This window comes from Actinoallomurus acaciae (assembly GCF_042429965.1).
In the GTDB taxonomy this organism is placed as follows: Bacteria; Actinomycetota; Actinomycetes; order Streptosporangiales; family Streptosporangiaceae; genus Actinoallomurus; species Actinoallomurus acaciae.
This window is the reverse complement of sequence record NZ_JBHLZP010000214.1, coordinates 1-13,107: the sequence shown is the minus strand read 5'-3', so window position 1 is coordinate 13,107 and position 13,107 is coordinate 1. Positions and strand designations below refer to the sequence as shown.

Here is a 13,107-nt window from a genome sequence, read left to right as displayed (position 1 = left end):
CACGCCGGGGGCCGCGGTGATCCGCGCGGGCGGCGACGGGTTCGGCCGCCCGCGCTCGGCCAGCGGGTAGCGCTCGGTGTCGGGCTCCTGGCGCGAGCCGAAGGCCACCTGAAGGTCGGTGGTCGCGACGAGGACGGGCGCGGCGGCGTAGCGCGCCACCGTGCCGTTGTAGCGCACCCCGGACTCGAGCATGGCGCCGCACATCGTCACGATCACGACGGCGAACCAGAGGGCCAGGAAGGTCGCGAGCATGCTCGCGGGACGCTGCGTCAGCATGCGCCAGGCGATCCTCACCATGACGTCGCCTCGCCTCCGGCACGCGCCGCCCCCAGGTGCGCGAGGCGCTCGGCGATCGCGTCCACGCCCGGCACCGCCAGGTCGTCGACGACCCTCCCGTCCGCCAGGAACACGACACGGTCGGCGTAGGACGCCGCCACCGGATCGTGGGTGACCATGACGACGGTCTGCCGGTCGGCGTCGACCGCCTGGCGCAGCAGGGCCAGCACGCGCGCCGCCGTGGTCGTGTCGAGCGCGCCCGTCGGCTCGTCGCAGAAGATCACCTGCGGTCGTACGGACAGGGCGCGGGCGATCGCGACCCGCTGCTGCTCACCGCCCGACAGCTGCGCCGGGCGGTGGCGCAGCCGTTCCCGCAGGCCCACCCGCTCCACGACCTCGGCCAGCCATCGCCGGTCCGGCCGTACGTGCGCCAGCCGCGACGGCAGCAGGATGTTCTCCCGCACGGTGAGCGCGGGCACGAGGTTGAAGGCCTGGAAGACGAAGCCGACGCGGATGCGGCGCTGCCTGGTCAGCTCCGTCTCCGACAGTCGCGCCAGGTCGGTGCCGCCGAGCAGCACGGTGCCGGCGCTGGGCCGGTCCAGGCCCGCCGCGCAGTGCAGCAGCGTGCTCTTACCGGACCCGGACGGGCCCATGACCGCGGTGAACGTGCCGCCGAGGAAGTCGAGGTCGACGGCGTCGAGCGCCTGGACGGACGAGGCGTGACGCCCGTGGGTCTTGCGTACGCCGCGCAACGCGACGGCGGCCTCGGGCGCAGGCTGGGATGGCGTGTTCACTGGTTTCTCCTGTTCGAGGAAGCCAGGGAAAACGCTAGGTTTCCGGCGTTGCCGGGACGATCCGGTGAGCTGGCCGGTTCTGCTGGTGCCAGCCCCAGGGTGCTGGCACCTGGACGCCCGCCGACGTGGGAGGTGCGCCGCCGTCAGGTGCTGATCGCGCCGTCGGCCGCCCGTACGTCCAGCTCGCGGGCGAACCAGTCGATGGTCCGCCGCAGGCCCTCCTCACTCCGCACCGTGGGCCGCCAGCCCAACTGGTCACGGGCGAGTGCCGTGTCGGGCCGCCGTACGGCCGGGTCGTCGGCCGGACGCTCGACGAACCTGATCGGCGACTCGCTCTCGGCGAGGTCGCGGATGGTCACGGCCAGGTCCAGGACGGTCATCTCCTCGGGGTTGCCGATGTTGACCGGACCGGCGAAGTCGTCGCCGGCCATGGCGAGGATCCCGGCGACCGTGTCGTCGACGTAGCAGATCGACCGGGTCTGGCCGCCGTCGCCCGCGACCGTCAGCGGGCGGCCCATGAGCGCCTGGCAGATGAAGGTCGGGATCGCCCGCCCGTCGTCCGGCCGCATGCGCGGCCCGTAGGTGTTGAAGATCCGCACGATGCCGGTGTTCACGCCGCGGCTGACGCGGTACGCGGTCGTCAGCGCCTCCGCGTAGCGCTTCGCCTCGTCGTACACGCTGCGCGGCCCGACCGGGTTGACGTTGCCCCAGTAGTCCTCCCGCTGGGGATGCCGGAGCGGGTCGCCGTACACCTCACTGGTGGAGGCCAGGACGAACCTGGCGTGCTTCTCCCGCGCGAGGCCCAGCGCGTGCAGGGTGCCGAGCCCGCCCACCTTCAGCGTCTCGACCGGCAGCCGGAGGTAGTCCACCGGTGAGGCCGCCGACGCCAGGTGCAGGACGAGGTCGACACCGTCGGACACGTGCACGAAGCCGGTCAGGTCGCACTCGGTCAGCCGGAACCCGGGTTCGCCGAGGAGGTGCGCGACGTTGCGCGGCGATCCGGTGAGGAAGTTGTCCATGCAGGTCACCGCGGCGCCCCGTGCCAGCAGCCGCTCGCAGATGTGGGAGCCGAGAAAGCCCGCGCCCCCGGTGACCACCGCGTGTCCGATCATCGGCCATCACCTCCGGGAAGAACGCTCGTGGTCGCGCGTCCGGCGGTCGCCTCCCGGGGGCGCGTCGCCGGCCACGGCCGGCGGCCCGACCCGGGAGGTCACGCCGCCAGCCTCCGTCATGAGGCCATGTCTTCTCCGGCCGTGCGGCCCGGGCGGCACACGACGGCGTCGACGGACGCGCAGAGCATGTGGATGGCGGCGAGATGGATCTCCTGGACGGTCGCGGTACGTGGCGCGTCGACGGTGACGGCGTCGTCGCAGACGCCGGCGAGCGTGTTCGGCCCGGGACCGGTCAGCGCCCAGGTTCGCATGCCGAGTTCGGCGGCGGCCTCGGCGGCGGCGATGACGTTGCGGCTCTCGCCGCTGGTGCACAGCCCGATGAACACGTCGCCGGGCCGGCCGTGCGCGCGCACCTGCCGGGCGAACATCTCCTGCGGCCCGTAGTCGTCGATGATCGCGGTGAGGGCCGGGAGGTCGGCGTGCAACGGGATGGCCGCGTACGGCGGTCGCTCGTCCTCGTACCGGCCCACCAGTTCGGCGGTGAGATGCTGCGCCTGCTCGGCGCTGCCGCCGTTTCCGCAGGCGAGCAGCCGCCCGCCGGACTCCAGTACGCACGCGAGCCGCCGCCCCCACTGTTCGATGTGGGCGGCCTGCGCGTCGAACCGGCGTACGGCCTGTTCCAGCACCGCGAGGTGGGGCGTGGTGACGGTCATACGCGGTCCGCGACGGCGACCGGGGCGGCGGAGGCCGAGATCAGGCGTTCGTAGACGGCCTCGGTCTCGGCGGCGATCCGCTCCCAGGTGTAGCGGCCCGGGACGCGTTCGGCCGCCGCGGCCCCCAGCGTGCGGCGCAGCTCCGGGTCGGCGAGCAGGCGGCGCAGCTGCGCCGCCAGCGTGCCCGGCCGCCGCGCCGGCACGTGCAGGCCGGTCACCCCGTCGAGGACCGTGTCGAGGTGCCCGCCCACGGCCGAGACGATCACGGGTACCCCGCAGGCCATCGCCTCCACCGGCGCGATCCCGAACGGCTCGTACCAGGGCACCGACACGGCGACGTCGGCGGAGCGGATCAGCGACGGCAGGTCCTCGTGCGCGACCCGGCCCAGAAACGTCACCCGGCCGGCGACGTGCTCCTCCCGCGCGACGCGCGCCAGGCGGCGCACCTCGGGGTCGCGGCAGAGCGAGCCGCGGTGGGGACCACCCGCGATGAGCAGCTCCGCGTCGGAGGTCCGGCCGAGCGCCTCGATGATCGTGTCGACGCCCTTGCGCGGCACCAGCCGGCCGAACGTCACGATGCGGAACCGCCCGTCGCGCGCCCGCGACGGGCCGTACGGACGAAAGCAGGTCGTGTCCACGCCGCAGGGCACGACGAACACCCGGCCCGGTGGCGCTCCGTACGCGGTGAGCTCCCTCACCTCGTCGGTGCACGTCGCGATGATCGCGTCCGCCTCGCGAGCGATCCGCCGCTCCAGGTGGATCCGGCTCGCGGGACTGGTGTCGGCCTCCCCCTGGTGCCGGCGTTTGACGCTGCCGAGGGCGTGAAAGGTCTGGACGACGGGAATTCCCCGGCCCCGCGCGCCGTCGAGCGCGGCGAGCCCGCTCATCCAGAAATGCGCGTGCACGACGTCCGGCGGGCGTACCAGCCACCGCCGCGAAAGGGCGGCGGCGAAGTCGTCCATGTAGGCCAGCAGCCGGTCCTTGGGCACCCGCCGGGGCGGCCCCACCGGGACGTGCTCGACCGTGACCCCGGGCGCGAACGGCACCACCGTCGGGCGGTGCGCGTCGTCACGTCGCGTGAGAACGACCACTTCGTGGCCTCGCCGTGCCAGCGCGACGGCCAGCGCGCCGACGTGGACGTTCTGGCCGCCCGCGTCCGGACCGCCCACCCGCGCGAGCGGGCTGGCGTGCTCCGAGACCATTTCGATCTTCATGAGTCACTCCTTTATCAGGCGGCCGTATTAACACGATTACCGGATAACTTGCACTGAAACCCCACTTGTCCGCGCATGCTCAATACATGACAACGGGCACAATTATTAGTTGGGTTGGCTTTTAACGGCGATTGACCGGACGGTTGTGGCGGTGCCGTTTTCGACCACCACGGCGGGCACTGCCCTTTGCCCTGTCTTCGCCCAGGCGATAGGCGTACGCACCCGCGGGTAGGTCCCGGGCTAGAGGGCCACCGAGGCATGACGGGAGGGATCATGGACAGCGACACAGAGCGGACCGGGCGGACGGCCGAGGCCGATCCCGAACTGCTCGGCGTCTACCTCAACGACCATCTGGCCGGGGCGACGGCCGGCACCGAACTGTCCGCACGACTGGCATCGGCACACCGGGACGCGGACGACGGCGCCGTCCTCGAACGCCTCGCCACGGAGATCCGTGAGGACCGGGCCACACTGATCGCGTTGATGGCGACCCTGGGGATTCCGGTCCGGCACTACAAGGTCCTGCTGGGCTGGGCCGCCGAGAAGGCCGGCCGGCTCAAGCCCAACGGACGGCTGCTGGAACGGTCACCGCTCAGCGGCCTGGAGGAGTTGGAGAGCATGGCACTCGGCGTGGTCGGCAAGACCGCCTGCTGGCGAGTGCTGAGAATCCTGGCCGACCACGACCGCCGACTGGAGCCGGAGCGTCTAGACGATCTTCTAGCCCGGGCGAAACGCCAGGCGGAGACATTGGAGGAACTACGCGTCCGCGCCGGCACCCGACTGGCCACCTCGGCCGCCTGACCGGCAGGTGACCGGGACCGCCGCGCCACCGGGTGCTCTTGGAGTCGTGTCACCGGCGCTGTGGGGTCCCCGGGCTGCTGACGATCTCGGTGGAGGAGGTGCCCGACGCGGCGTCACGCGGGTACTCCGCGAACCCCCGGCGAGGCCGTCATCGGGGCTCGCCCCGGGGCCGTCGGTATCGAGCGGGTCCGCCCGAACACCACGAGCGCCGACGCGACCGGCACCGGCCGCGCCGGACCGCTGCCCACCAGGCCGGTGATCACGGTCGGCACGGGGCGGCTCTCATGCGGGTACCGGCCCCGCTCTTCCGGCAGCGCCACGACCGGCGACGGGCTCGAACAGCACGAAGGACAGCGCACAGGCGAGGGACCTCAAGTGATCGCCGGCGAACAGCACGGTCAGGACGCGGCGGACGAACTCGCCGCCGGAGTATGCCGAGGTCCAGGGCGCTCGCGTCCGGCGGCAGGGCCTCGGCGGTGCCCACGGCCTGCCCGAACCACGGCGAGTTGGCCGGCGGCTTCGCGCCGGTCGCACCCGCCCGTACGAGCTTCCGGCGCAGTCTCAGGGACTCGGTGTTCATCTCACCGGTCGCGCCCGGGTACGGGCGGCTCCGCGCCGGTCTCTCGGTCATGGCTCCCCTTCGATCGCCGCGCCATCCGTACGGATCTGGCCGGAACGGCGGCGACCAGGCCCCTCGACGGCCGGGCGTCCGATCCACCTCCGCCGGACGCGGGCCGGACGGCGCGTCCTCCACCGCGCCCTGGACGGTGCGCCACTTCCCGATCATGGCCCCCACGAACGCCGTGGCCCGCATCGGCCCGGGACTCCCGCCAAGCTCGTCACCGCCACCGGGTGCCTCCGCCGACCGGCACCCGCACGACGGCTTGATCGCGCGGTGACACACCCCATGCCGACCTCAGCCGACGCGCGCCGTCATGACGGCAGGAAGACCGCGGTCGCCTCGTCGGCGAGTACGGCGGAATGCGGGGCGTCCGGGTCGGTCTGTGCCAGGTGCAGCAGCCCGAGGATGGCTCCGTAGGCGACCCGTGCCCGGGACGCCGCCCGGTCCGGCGGCAGGCCGAGCTCGTGGTAGGTACGCGTCAGGAGTTCCAGCCGGGCCCGGTTCACCTGGCGGACCGCGTCCCTGACCCGGGGGTCGTTGCGGTCGCCGAGCAGGCTCAGGTGCACCGACGGCGCCAGCGGCTGGACGGACTGAACGACAGCGGTGAGCAGCTCGCGCAACCGCCGTGCCGGATCGGCGATCGCGGTGAACTCGGCGAGTCCCCCCTCGCCGTGACCTCGCACCCACTCCGCGAGTGCCGCCGCGATCAGCTCGTCCCGGTTGCGGTAGTGCGCGTAGAAACTGCCCTTGGTCACGCCGAGCGTCCGCGCCAGCGGTTCGACCGCGACCGCGGCCAGCCCGCCGTCCGCGATCGCCTTCAGCGCGGCCCGCGCCCAGTCCCGGGCGGACAGCCGGGTCGACTCGTTCACCACGAGCAACAGGATACGCCGGCGTATTGTCTGGTTCGCGAGCACAGGATACGGTTGCGTATTAATACGCAACCGTATCAATACGCCTCCGTATCAAGGAGTGGCCGGATGAAGATTCGCCGAGTGGTCACCGGACACGACTCCGAGGGCAGGGCCCGCGTGGTCGACGACCGTGCCGTCGAGCCCATCACTTCGGAGCTGATGCCCGGCTGCGCCTTCTTCCCGCTGTGGGGCCGGGACGAGCGACCCACGTTCCCCGACGACGGCTCACCCCGCCGCGCCGCGACGTGGTACCCGCCCCGAGACGGATCGCGCTTCATGATCAATACGGTCCCGCCGGGTGAGCCGGCCCCGCCGCCGGATCTGGATGTGGCCGCGGCCTTGGAGGAGCTGGAGCGGCAGATGCCGGGCGCGATGGCCGCGAATGAGCCGGGCACCCCGGGGATGCACACCACCGACAGCCTCGACTACGTCCTGGTCGTCTCGGGCGAGGCCACGCTGGAACTCGACGACGGCGAGCAGACGGTGTTGCGGGCAGGCGACGTGGTCATCCAGAACGGCACCCGGCACGCCTGGCGCAACCACGGCACGGAGCCGTGCACGATCGTCGGCGTCGCCATCGGCGCGGACCGCACCCGCCCCGGTGACCCGAACGAGGCCTGCCCGGGCCCCGGTCGGGACCAGGCCACCGTCGACGAACAGCGAGGCGCGGCACGTACGACGCCGCCGGACCGGTGAGGAACACGCACCTCACGAGCGCCGCCAGGCCTGGGCGGCTGATCCTCCTGACCCGTCATCGCGGCGCACCGCACACTGTGAGCGGGCCTCCCAGGTGTACTGCCCAGGGAGGTTGGTCAAGCGGGTGATGGGTGGTTTGCCGTCGGTTGCGGTGTGGGGTCGGTGGTGATTGTAGAAGTGGAGCCAGGCGGGGAGGGCTTTGCGGCGGACCCTGTTCGGAGGGGTAGAAAGCGTCCGAGTGCTCAGCCGTCGGCGTGGGTGGGATGGAGGCGTTCGGCTTTGCCGTTGGTGTGGGAGCGGTAGGGCCGGGTCTTTTTCGGGTGGATGCCCAAGGTCGGTGCAGGCCTGGTGCCAGGTGTGGGATTTGCAGGCCGAGCCGTTGTCGGACAGGACGCCTTCGATGGTGATGCCGCGGGCGGTGAACCAGGCCACCGCGTTGCGGAGGACCTCGATGGCGGTGGCGGCTTTCTCGTCGTTGCGGATTTCGGCGTAGGCGATGCGCGAGTGGTCATCGACGACGGTGCGCACGAACGCCGTGCCCAAGCGGAGCTCGTCGCGGATGTTGCGGTTGCCGGTGCGGTTCGCGGTTGCGTTCGCTTTGAATCCGGCCGGCGTAGCGCCGGCCGCCGCCGTCGGGGATGTTGCCGGACTTCTTCACATCCACGTGCAGCACCGCGCCGCGCCGGTCGTGTTCATCCCGCCGGATCGTCTCACCGGTGGTCCGGTCGATGTGCGATGGCCGGTGGAGCTTGCACCGCGTCAAGACGGCATGCCCGGCCGGCCGGCGATCTGCACCGGCCCCAGCCGCTGTTTCCATCGCAGGTGATCGGTCCGTGGGGCAGGGCTCCACGCGAGCGATCGTCAGACCGGATGCAGTCGGCGGTGGGCCGCGGCGAGGCCGGTCGCGACCTGGTCGTCGCACGCGAAGCCGGCGAGTTCGGCGACGCGGCGTACGGAGCCGGTGTCCGGCAGCGCCACGCATGCGGGAGTGTGCAGGATGTCGGCCCGCCGCCGTACCCGCGTGATCGCGCGCAGGCCCGCGCAGTCGCAGAAGGTCGTGGCCGTCAGGTCCATGATCAGCGAGGGCACACCCTGGTCGAGCAGGTTCAGCAGCGCGTCGCGGATCAGCGGCGCGTTGTGGGCGTCGACCTCGGGTGGCAGCACGGCGATGGTGTCTTCACCCACCGTCGTCACGGCCAGTGGGAATGGCGTCATGGCATGCATTGCCGGCTCCTCACGTCGAAACAAGGTGAGGGCCGCGTGTTTGGACCCCAGCGCCCGCCCCGACCGGCGGGCGGCTCCCTCCACCTTCCACCCGGCGGCCGTGCGCAGTCAACCGTGCTCAGACGTCTCGGCCGGACAACCGGCTGACCAGCGCGTACAGGGCGGAATGGTCCAGGCCGCCGTCGCCCTGGGCCCGCAGCGCGGCGAGGAGCTGGGCGACCGCCGCGCCCAGCGGGATGACGACTCCCGCCTCCCGCGCGGCGCTGGTGACGATGCCCATGTCCTTGTCGTGCAACTCGACGCGGAAGCCCGGCTCGAAGTCGCGGGCGACCATCGAGGCGCCCTTGCGTTCGAGCACGGTGCTGCCCGCCATGCCGCCGCGGAGCACCTGGAGGGCGGCGTTCGTGTCGACGCCGTGGGCCTCGAGGAAGACGATCGCCTCGGCGAGCAGTTGGAGGTTGCCGGCCACGATGAGCTGGTTGGCCGCCTTGACGGTCTGGCCGGCGCCGGACGGGCCGACGTGCACCACCGTGCCGCCGACGACCTCCAGGACCGGGACGGCGTCCGCGAGGTCACGGTCCGCCCCGCCGACCGCGATCGACAGCGTGCCGTCGATCGCGCCCTGCTCACCGCCGGACACGGGGGCGTCCAGAACGCGGAACCCGCGCTCGCCGCCCTCGGCCGCCAGCTCGGCCGCGACGTCGGGCCGGATCGTGGAGAAGTCGATGACGAGCGTGCCGGGCCGCGCGTGCTCGAAGACCTCGGTGAGCACCGCGCGTACGTCCGGGGAGTCGGGCAGCATCGTGGCGACGATGTCGGCGTCGCGCACCGCCTCGGCGACGCCGCCCGCGGCGCGACCGCCGCGCTCGACGAGGCGCTCGGTCTTGGCCGGCGTGCGGTTGTACCCGATGACCTCGAAGCCCGCCGTCACCAGGTTGGCCGCCATCGGGCCGCCCATGATGCCCAGGCCGATGAAGCCGACGGTCGTCATCGTCTCTCCTCCAGATCGCCCCGGCGCAGCCAGGCCAGGCTCTCCTCGGTCGTGGTCGACGGCTGGTACTCCAGCGAGACCCAGCCGTCATAGCCATGATGCCGCAGCGCGGCGAGGTGTCCGGCGAGATCGAGATCGCCGGTGCCGGGCTCGCCCCGGCCCGGCGCGTCCGCGATCTGCACGTGCCAGATCGCCCCGGCGTGCCGGGCGATGGCGGCGCCGACGTCGTCGCCGTTGGCCGCCAGGTGGTACAGGTCACAGAGGAACCCGACGTTGGCCGCTCCGGTCGCGGCGTTCGCCGCGTCGACGACCGCGACGGCCTGGTCGGCGGTGCGCAGCGGGTACGGCTTGGGCCCGCTCACCGCCTCGATCAGCACACCGGCGCCGATCCGGCCGGCCGCCTCGGCGGCCAGCGCGAGGCTCGCCAGGGCCGTCTCGTGCTGGCGCCCGGCCTCCACGCCCTCGATCCGGTTGCCGTACAGGGCGTTGAACACGCGGACACCGAGGCGCTCCCCGATACCGACGGCGGCCTCGACGTTGTCGCGGAACTCCCCTGCCCGCCCCGGGACGGACAGCACGCCGCAGTCGGGTCCGGCCAGGTCGCCGCCGAAGAAGTTCAGCCCGACGAGCCGGACGCCCGCGTCCTCGATCGCGGACACGAACGCCTCGACCTCGGCGTCTCCCGGCACCGGCGAGGCGAACGGCCACCAGAACTCGATCGCCTCGAACCCGGCCTTCCGCGCCGCGTCGGGGCGGCGGAGCAGCGGCAGTTCGGTGAACAGCATCGAGCAGTTGGCGAGGTAACGCGTCACGACGACCTCCGTTGCGTGAGCGGCCCGGTCTCCGCACCGGCTTCAGGGTTTGCGCGCGACGCCGGCGAGCAGCCATCCGGTCGAGTCGCGCAGCAGACGGTCGGGGCGCCATCGGGGCGGCGGGACCAGTCCCGGCTCCAGCAGGACGAGCTTGCCGAACAGCGCCTCGATATCCGCGCGGTCGCGCTCGGCCATCGTCACGTCCAGGGCGGCGGCGAACTCGGCCGTCGCCACCCGGTCCGCGGGAGGAATGCCCCCGGCGTGGTAGTGGGTGAGAACGACGTGGCTGCCCGGGGCCACCGCGGAGACGAACTCCTTCACCAGGCCCGCCGGGTCGTCCTCGTCCTCGAAGTAGTGCAGCACCGCGGTCAGGACGATCCCCACCGGCCGGCGAAAGTCGATCAGCTTGCGCACCTCGGGGCTGGACAGGATGTCGCCGGGCCTGCGCAGGTCGGCGAGCAGCGCGGTCGCCACGCTGGAGCTGGACAGCAGCGCCTGGAAATGGTTGACGACCATCGGCTCGTTGTCGACGTAGACGACCGTGGCGGGCGGGTCGGCGGCGGCCACGAGGTCGTGGACGTTGCCGCGTCCGGGCATGCCGCAGCCGAGGTCGAGGAACTGCCGGACGTCGATGGACAGCAGGTGGCGCACGGCCCGCCGCATGAACTGGCGGTTCTCACGCACCCCCGCCAGCGCCGAGGGCAGGGCGGCCCCGATGCGCTCCGCCGCGTCCCGATCCGCCCGGTAGTTGTCCTTACCGCCCATCGCATAGTCATACATCCGCGCCTCATTGGGCACGGCGGGGTTGAAGCGCTTCGGCGGGCGGTCGTGGGAAATACCGATACCTCCACCTTCCGGACGTACCTCGAAGGTTAGCGAAAAACCCAAAAAGTGGGCTAATGCCGTACAGGACATAAGATTTTCGTGAGAAAGCCGAGCGATGAAGCGCTCGCCGCGATCCACGCCTGGACCCGTCCGGAGGACGCCCGCCCCGAGTTCGGCCGCGCGGTCGAACGCCGCTACGGCGTGACCGGCGCCCGGCTCGCGGTCCTGCGTCTCGTGGCCGAGCACGACCCGGACGGCACGACACCTCGCCCGGTCCCGTACGCCTCCGCGCGGCGGGCATGGCTCCTGACCGGCTCCTCCGCGGCCTTCGACGACGCGCTCGACCTGTTCGGATGGAGGGAATGGGCCGCGCCGGAGACCCCGCGCGTCCTCGAAGCCGAGGAGGCGGAGGGCTGGACCGGTCAGGTCCCGGCGAGCCCCGCATAGGCGGCCAGGACGATGCCGAAGCCCCGGGCGTCGCCGGCGAGGCCGCCGGCCATGCGGTTCATGACGTACGACACGGTCATCCCGGCGTCCAGGTCCACGACGATGACCGAGCCGCCCCAGCCGCCCCACGCCACGCTGCGGGGGCTCGGCAGGGGCAGGCCCCGGGAGGGCAGGCCGTACCCGAGGCCGAACCGCACCCACGTGCCGAGGACGCGGTCGACGCCGTCGGACTGCTGCTCGAAGACGCGTTCGCAGCCGGCGGCCGACAGCAGCGGGCCGCCCCCGGTGGCCAGGACCGACTGGATCCGGGCCACCGACCGGGCGTTGCCGTGGCCCCCGGCGGCGGGGATCTCGGCGCGACGCCACTCGGTGGTCCAGCTCACCTCGGCCATGTGCCGTGGCGGGGCCGGCGGAAGCGCTTCCTCGGGCGGGATGACCTGGGCCACCCGGTGGTCGTGTTCGGCGGGCAGGCCGATGTGGAAGTCGGCGCCGAGCGGGCCGGCCACCTCCTCGCGGAAGAACCCGCCGACCGTACGGCCGGTGATCCGGCGCACCACCTCGCCGACGAGGTAGCCCTGCGTCAGCGCGTGGTAGCCGGACTCGGTGCCCGGCTCCCACTCCGGCTCCTGGGCGGCCAGCCGCGCCGTCGCCTTGTCCCAGTCGTACAGATCGGCGCCGTCGAACCGGCCGGTCCACGTCGGCAGGCCGGCGGTGTGGCCCATGAGGTGCCGGACCTCGACGCGTTCCTTGCCGGCCGCGGCGAACTCCGGCCAGTACCGCGCGACCGGCGCGTGGAAGTCCAGCTCGCCGTGGTCGGCCAGGATCAGGGCGCACAGCGCGGTCATCGTCTTGGTGATGGACCAGACGTTGGTGATGGTGTCGCGCCGCCACGGGCCGTCGTGTGTCCGCCCGCCCCACAGGTCGACGACCGGTTCGTCACCGAGGTACACGGCGACCGAGGCGCCCACGTCGGCGCCGCTGGACAGGTTCGCGGTCAGCGCCTCGCGCACCGCGGTGAAACGCTCGTCACAGAATCCCTCGACGTCTGCCACATCCAGGACTCTAGGCCGAGACGCCCGGCGGCACGTAGGGCCTCGCGCGGCGCGTTCGCAAGAGGCGTCAGGCGTCGTCGGCGGCGTACACGCGTTCGCCGCCGACGTAGGTCCGCAGCACCCGTGTCGCGGCGATCTCCTCCGGCGGCCCGGCGAACGGGTCGCGGTCGAGGACGACCAGGTCGGCCAGCATCCCCGGCGCGACGGTGCCCGTGTCGTCGAGGTGGTTCGCGTACGCGCCGCCCGCGGTGTACGCCGCCAGCACCGTGCCGAGGTCGAGCCGCTGGCCGGGCAGGAACGCCGGCTCGGCCGCGCCCGGAAGCCGCCGGTTCACCGCCACGTGCATGCCCTGGATCGGGTCGGGGCTGCTGACGGGCCAGTCGCTGCCCGCCACGAGCGTGGCGCCGGCCCGCAGCAGGTCGCCGAACGGGTACTGCCGGGCGGCGCGGTCGGCGCCCAGGAACGGGATGGTCAGCTCGTCCATCTGCGGTTCGTGCACCGCCCACAGCGGCTGCATGTTCGCGGCGGCGCCGAGCGCGCGGAACCGCGGCACGTCGTCCGGGTGCACGACCTGGAGGTGGGCCAGATGCGGGCGGGTGCCGGTCCAGCCGTTGGCG

Annotated in this window: 16 protein-coding genes and 1 pseudogene; 4 read left to right on the top strand and 13 right to left on the bottom strand. The window is 72.6% G+C overall.

Annotated features, from left to right (window positions below; translation table 11 throughout):
• The 5 genes from ACFFNX_RS25905 to ACFFNX_RS25885 all read right to left on the bottom strand — a co-directional run.
• A partial coding sequence (locus ACFFNX_RS25905; RefSeq protein WP_378207475.1) for a hypothetical protein occupies positions 1 to 297 on the bottom strand: 297 nt, incomplete at its 3' end.
• Positions 291 to 1,070: an ABC transporter ATP-binding protein gene (locus ACFFNX_RS25900; RefSeq protein WP_378207473.1), complete on the bottom strand. Its 780-nt coding sequence runs from the start codon at positions 1,068 to 1,070 to the stop codon at positions 291 to 293. The genes ACFFNX_RS25905 and ACFFNX_RS25900, both read right to left, overlap by 7 nt.
• A gap of 143 nt (positions 1,071 to 1,213) precedes the next feature.
• Positions 1,214 to 2,182 (bottom strand): UDP-glucuronic acid decarboxylase family protein, encoded by a 969-nt coding sequence (locus ACFFNX_RS25895; RefSeq protein WP_378207471.1) that lies wholly within the window; start codon positions 2,180 to 2,182, stop codon positions 1,214 to 1,216.
• A 116-nt stretch (positions 2,183 to 2,298) separates the two neighbouring features.
• Complete coding sequence (locus ACFFNX_RS25890; RefSeq protein WP_378207467.1) at positions 2,299 to 2,895, bottom strand: D-sedoheptulose-7-phosphate isomerase; 597 nt, start codon at positions 2,893 to 2,895, stop codon at positions 2,299 to 2,301.
• Positions 2,892 to 4,109, bottom strand: coding sequence for a glycosyltransferase (locus ACFFNX_RS25885; protein WP_378207464.1), 1,218 nt, complete (start codon positions 4,107 to 4,109; stop codon positions 2,892 to 2,894). Before ACFFNX_RS25885 ends, ACFFNX_RS25890 begins: the two co-directional genes overlap by 4 nt.
• 273 nt (positions 4,110 to 4,382) lie before the next feature.
• Between ACFFNX_RS25885 and ACFFNX_RS25880 the strand changes: the two genes are divergently transcribed.
• Positions 4,383 to 4,910, top strand: a complete 528-nt coding sequence (locus ACFFNX_RS25880) for a hypothetical protein (RefSeq protein WP_378207461.1) — start codon at positions 4,383 to 4,385, stop codon at positions 4,908 to 4,910.
• Between the two features lie 431 nt (positions 4,911 to 5,341).
• Positions 5,342 to 5,809: a hypothetical protein gene (locus ACFFNX_RS25875; protein WP_378207458.1), complete on the top strand. Its 468-nt coding sequence runs from the start codon at positions 5,342 to 5,344 to the stop codon at positions 5,807 to 5,809.
• Between the two features lie 34 nt (positions 5,810 to 5,843).
• On the opposite strand, the gene ACFFNX_RS25870 is transcribed toward ACFFNX_RS25875, so the two are convergent.
• Positions 5,844 to 6,404 (bottom strand): TetR/AcrR family transcriptional regulator, encoded by a 561-nt coding sequence (locus tag ACFFNX_RS25870; protein ID WP_378207455.1) that lies wholly within the window; start codon positions 6,402 to 6,404, stop codon positions 5,844 to 5,846.
• A 105-nt stretch (positions 6,405 to 6,509) separates the two neighbouring features.
• Here ACFFNX_RS25870 and ACFFNX_RS25865 point away from each other — a divergent pair, with 105 nt between their 5' ends.
• Positions 6,510 to 7,139, top strand: coding sequence for a cupin domain-containing protein (locus ACFFNX_RS25865; protein WP_378207452.1), 630 nt, complete (start codon positions 6,510 to 6,512; stop codon positions 7,137 to 7,139).
• Positions 7,140 to 7,232: 93 nt separating this feature from the next.
• Here ACFFNX_RS25865 and ACFFNX_RS25860 read toward each other — a convergent pair.
• The 5 genes and pseudogenes from ACFFNX_RS25860 to ACFFNX_RS25840 all read right to left on the bottom strand — a co-directional run.
• A pseudogene (locus tag ACFFNX_RS25860) lies at positions 7,233 to 7,982 on the bottom strand (DDE-type integrase/transposase/recombinase); the annotation flags it as partial.
• 18 nt (positions 7,983 to 8,000) lie between these two features.
• Entirely contained in the window at positions 8,001 to 8,354 is a 354-nt protein-coding gene (locus tag ACFFNX_RS25855) for an STAS domain-containing protein (protein ID WP_378207449.1), read from the bottom strand.
• Positions 8,355 to 8,481: 127 nt separating this feature from the next.
• Positions 8,482 to 9,354 carry an NAD(P)-dependent oxidoreductase gene (locus tag ACFFNX_RS25850; protein ID WP_378207446.1) on the bottom strand — a complete coding sequence of 291 codons (873 nt, stop codon included), beginning with the start codon at positions 9,352 to 9,354 and terminating at the stop codon, positions 8,482 to 8,484.
• Positions 9,351 to 10,139, bottom strand: coding sequence for a hydroxypyruvate isomerase family protein (locus ACFFNX_RS25845; protein ID WP_378207478.1), 789 nt, complete (start codon positions 10,137 to 10,139; stop codon positions 9,351 to 9,353). The genes ACFFNX_RS25850 and ACFFNX_RS25845 overlap by 4 nt, the downstream gene beginning before the upstream one ends.
• 69 nt (positions 10,140 to 10,208) lie before the next feature.
• Positions 10,209 to 11,081, bottom strand: a complete 873-nt coding sequence (locus ACFFNX_RS25840; protein WP_378207443.1) for an SAM-dependent methyltransferase — start codon at positions 11,079 to 11,081, stop codon at positions 10,209 to 10,211.
• Between the two features lie 9 nt (positions 11,082 to 11,090).
• Between ACFFNX_RS25840 and ACFFNX_RS25835 the strand changes: the two genes are divergently transcribed.
• The gene (locus ACFFNX_RS25835) at positions 11,091 to 11,438 is read left to right on the top strand and encodes a hypothetical protein (protein WP_378207439.1); all 348 of its coding nucleotides are present in this window, start codon (positions 11,091 to 11,093) and stop codon (positions 11,436 to 11,438) included.
• Here the strand turns inward: ACFFNX_RS25835 and ACFFNX_RS25830 are convergent.
• The gene (locus ACFFNX_RS25830; protein WP_378207436.1) at positions 11,414 to 12,490 is read right to left on the bottom strand and encodes a serine hydrolase domain-containing protein; all 1,077 of its coding nucleotides are present in this window, start codon (positions 12,488 to 12,490) and stop codon (positions 11,414 to 11,416) included. The genes ACFFNX_RS25835 and ACFFNX_RS25830 overlap by 25 nt on opposite strands.
• Before the next feature lie 67 nt (positions 12,491 to 12,557).
• The coding region (locus ACFFNX_RS25825; RefSeq protein ID WP_378207433.1) for an amidohydrolase family protein at positions 12,558 to 13,107 on the bottom strand (550 nt) is incomplete at its 5' end.

Bases quoted from the DNA above. Each gene is read 5' to 3' on its own strand.
- ACFFNX_RS25895 (WP_378207471.1), bottom strand. From the start codon at position 2,182: ATGATCGGACACGCGGTGGTCACCGGGGGCGCGGGCTTTCTCGGCTCC.
- ACFFNX_RS25890 (WP_378207467.1), bottom strand. From the start codon at position 2,895: ATGACCGTCACCACGCCCCACCTCGCGGTGCTGGAACAGGCCGTACGC.
- ACFFNX_RS25885 (WP_378207464.1), bottom strand. From the start codon at position 4,109: ATGAAGATCGAAATGGTCTCGGAGCACGCCAGCCCGCTCGCGCGGGTG.
- ACFFNX_RS25880 (WP_378207461.1), top strand. From the start codon at position 4,383: ATGGACAGCGACACAGAGCGGACCGGGCGGACGGCCGAGGCCGATCCC.
- ACFFNX_RS25875 (WP_378207458.1), top strand. From the start codon at position 5,342: ATGCCGAGGTCCAGGGCGCTCGCGTCCGGCGGCAGGGCCTCGGCGGTG.
- ACFFNX_RS25865 (WP_378207452.1), top strand. From the start codon at position 6,510: ATGAAGATTCGCCGAGTGGTCACCGGACACGACTCCGAGGGCAGGGCC.
- ACFFNX_RS25855 (WP_378207449.1), bottom strand. From the start codon at position 8,354: ATGACGCCATTCCCACTGGCCGTGACGACGGTGGGTGAAGACACCATC.
- ACFFNX_RS25850 (WP_378207446.1), bottom strand. From the start codon at position 9,354: ATGACGACCGTCGGCTTCATCGGCCTGGGCATCATGGGCGGCCCGATG.
- ACFFNX_RS25845 (WP_378207478.1), bottom strand. From the start codon at position 10,139: ATGCTGTTCACCGAACTGCCGCTGCTCCGCCGCCCCGACGCGGCGCGG.
- ACFFNX_RS25840 (WP_378207443.1), bottom strand. From the start codon at position 11,081: ATGTCCTGTACGGCATTAGCCCACTTTTTGGGTTTTTCGCTAACCTTC.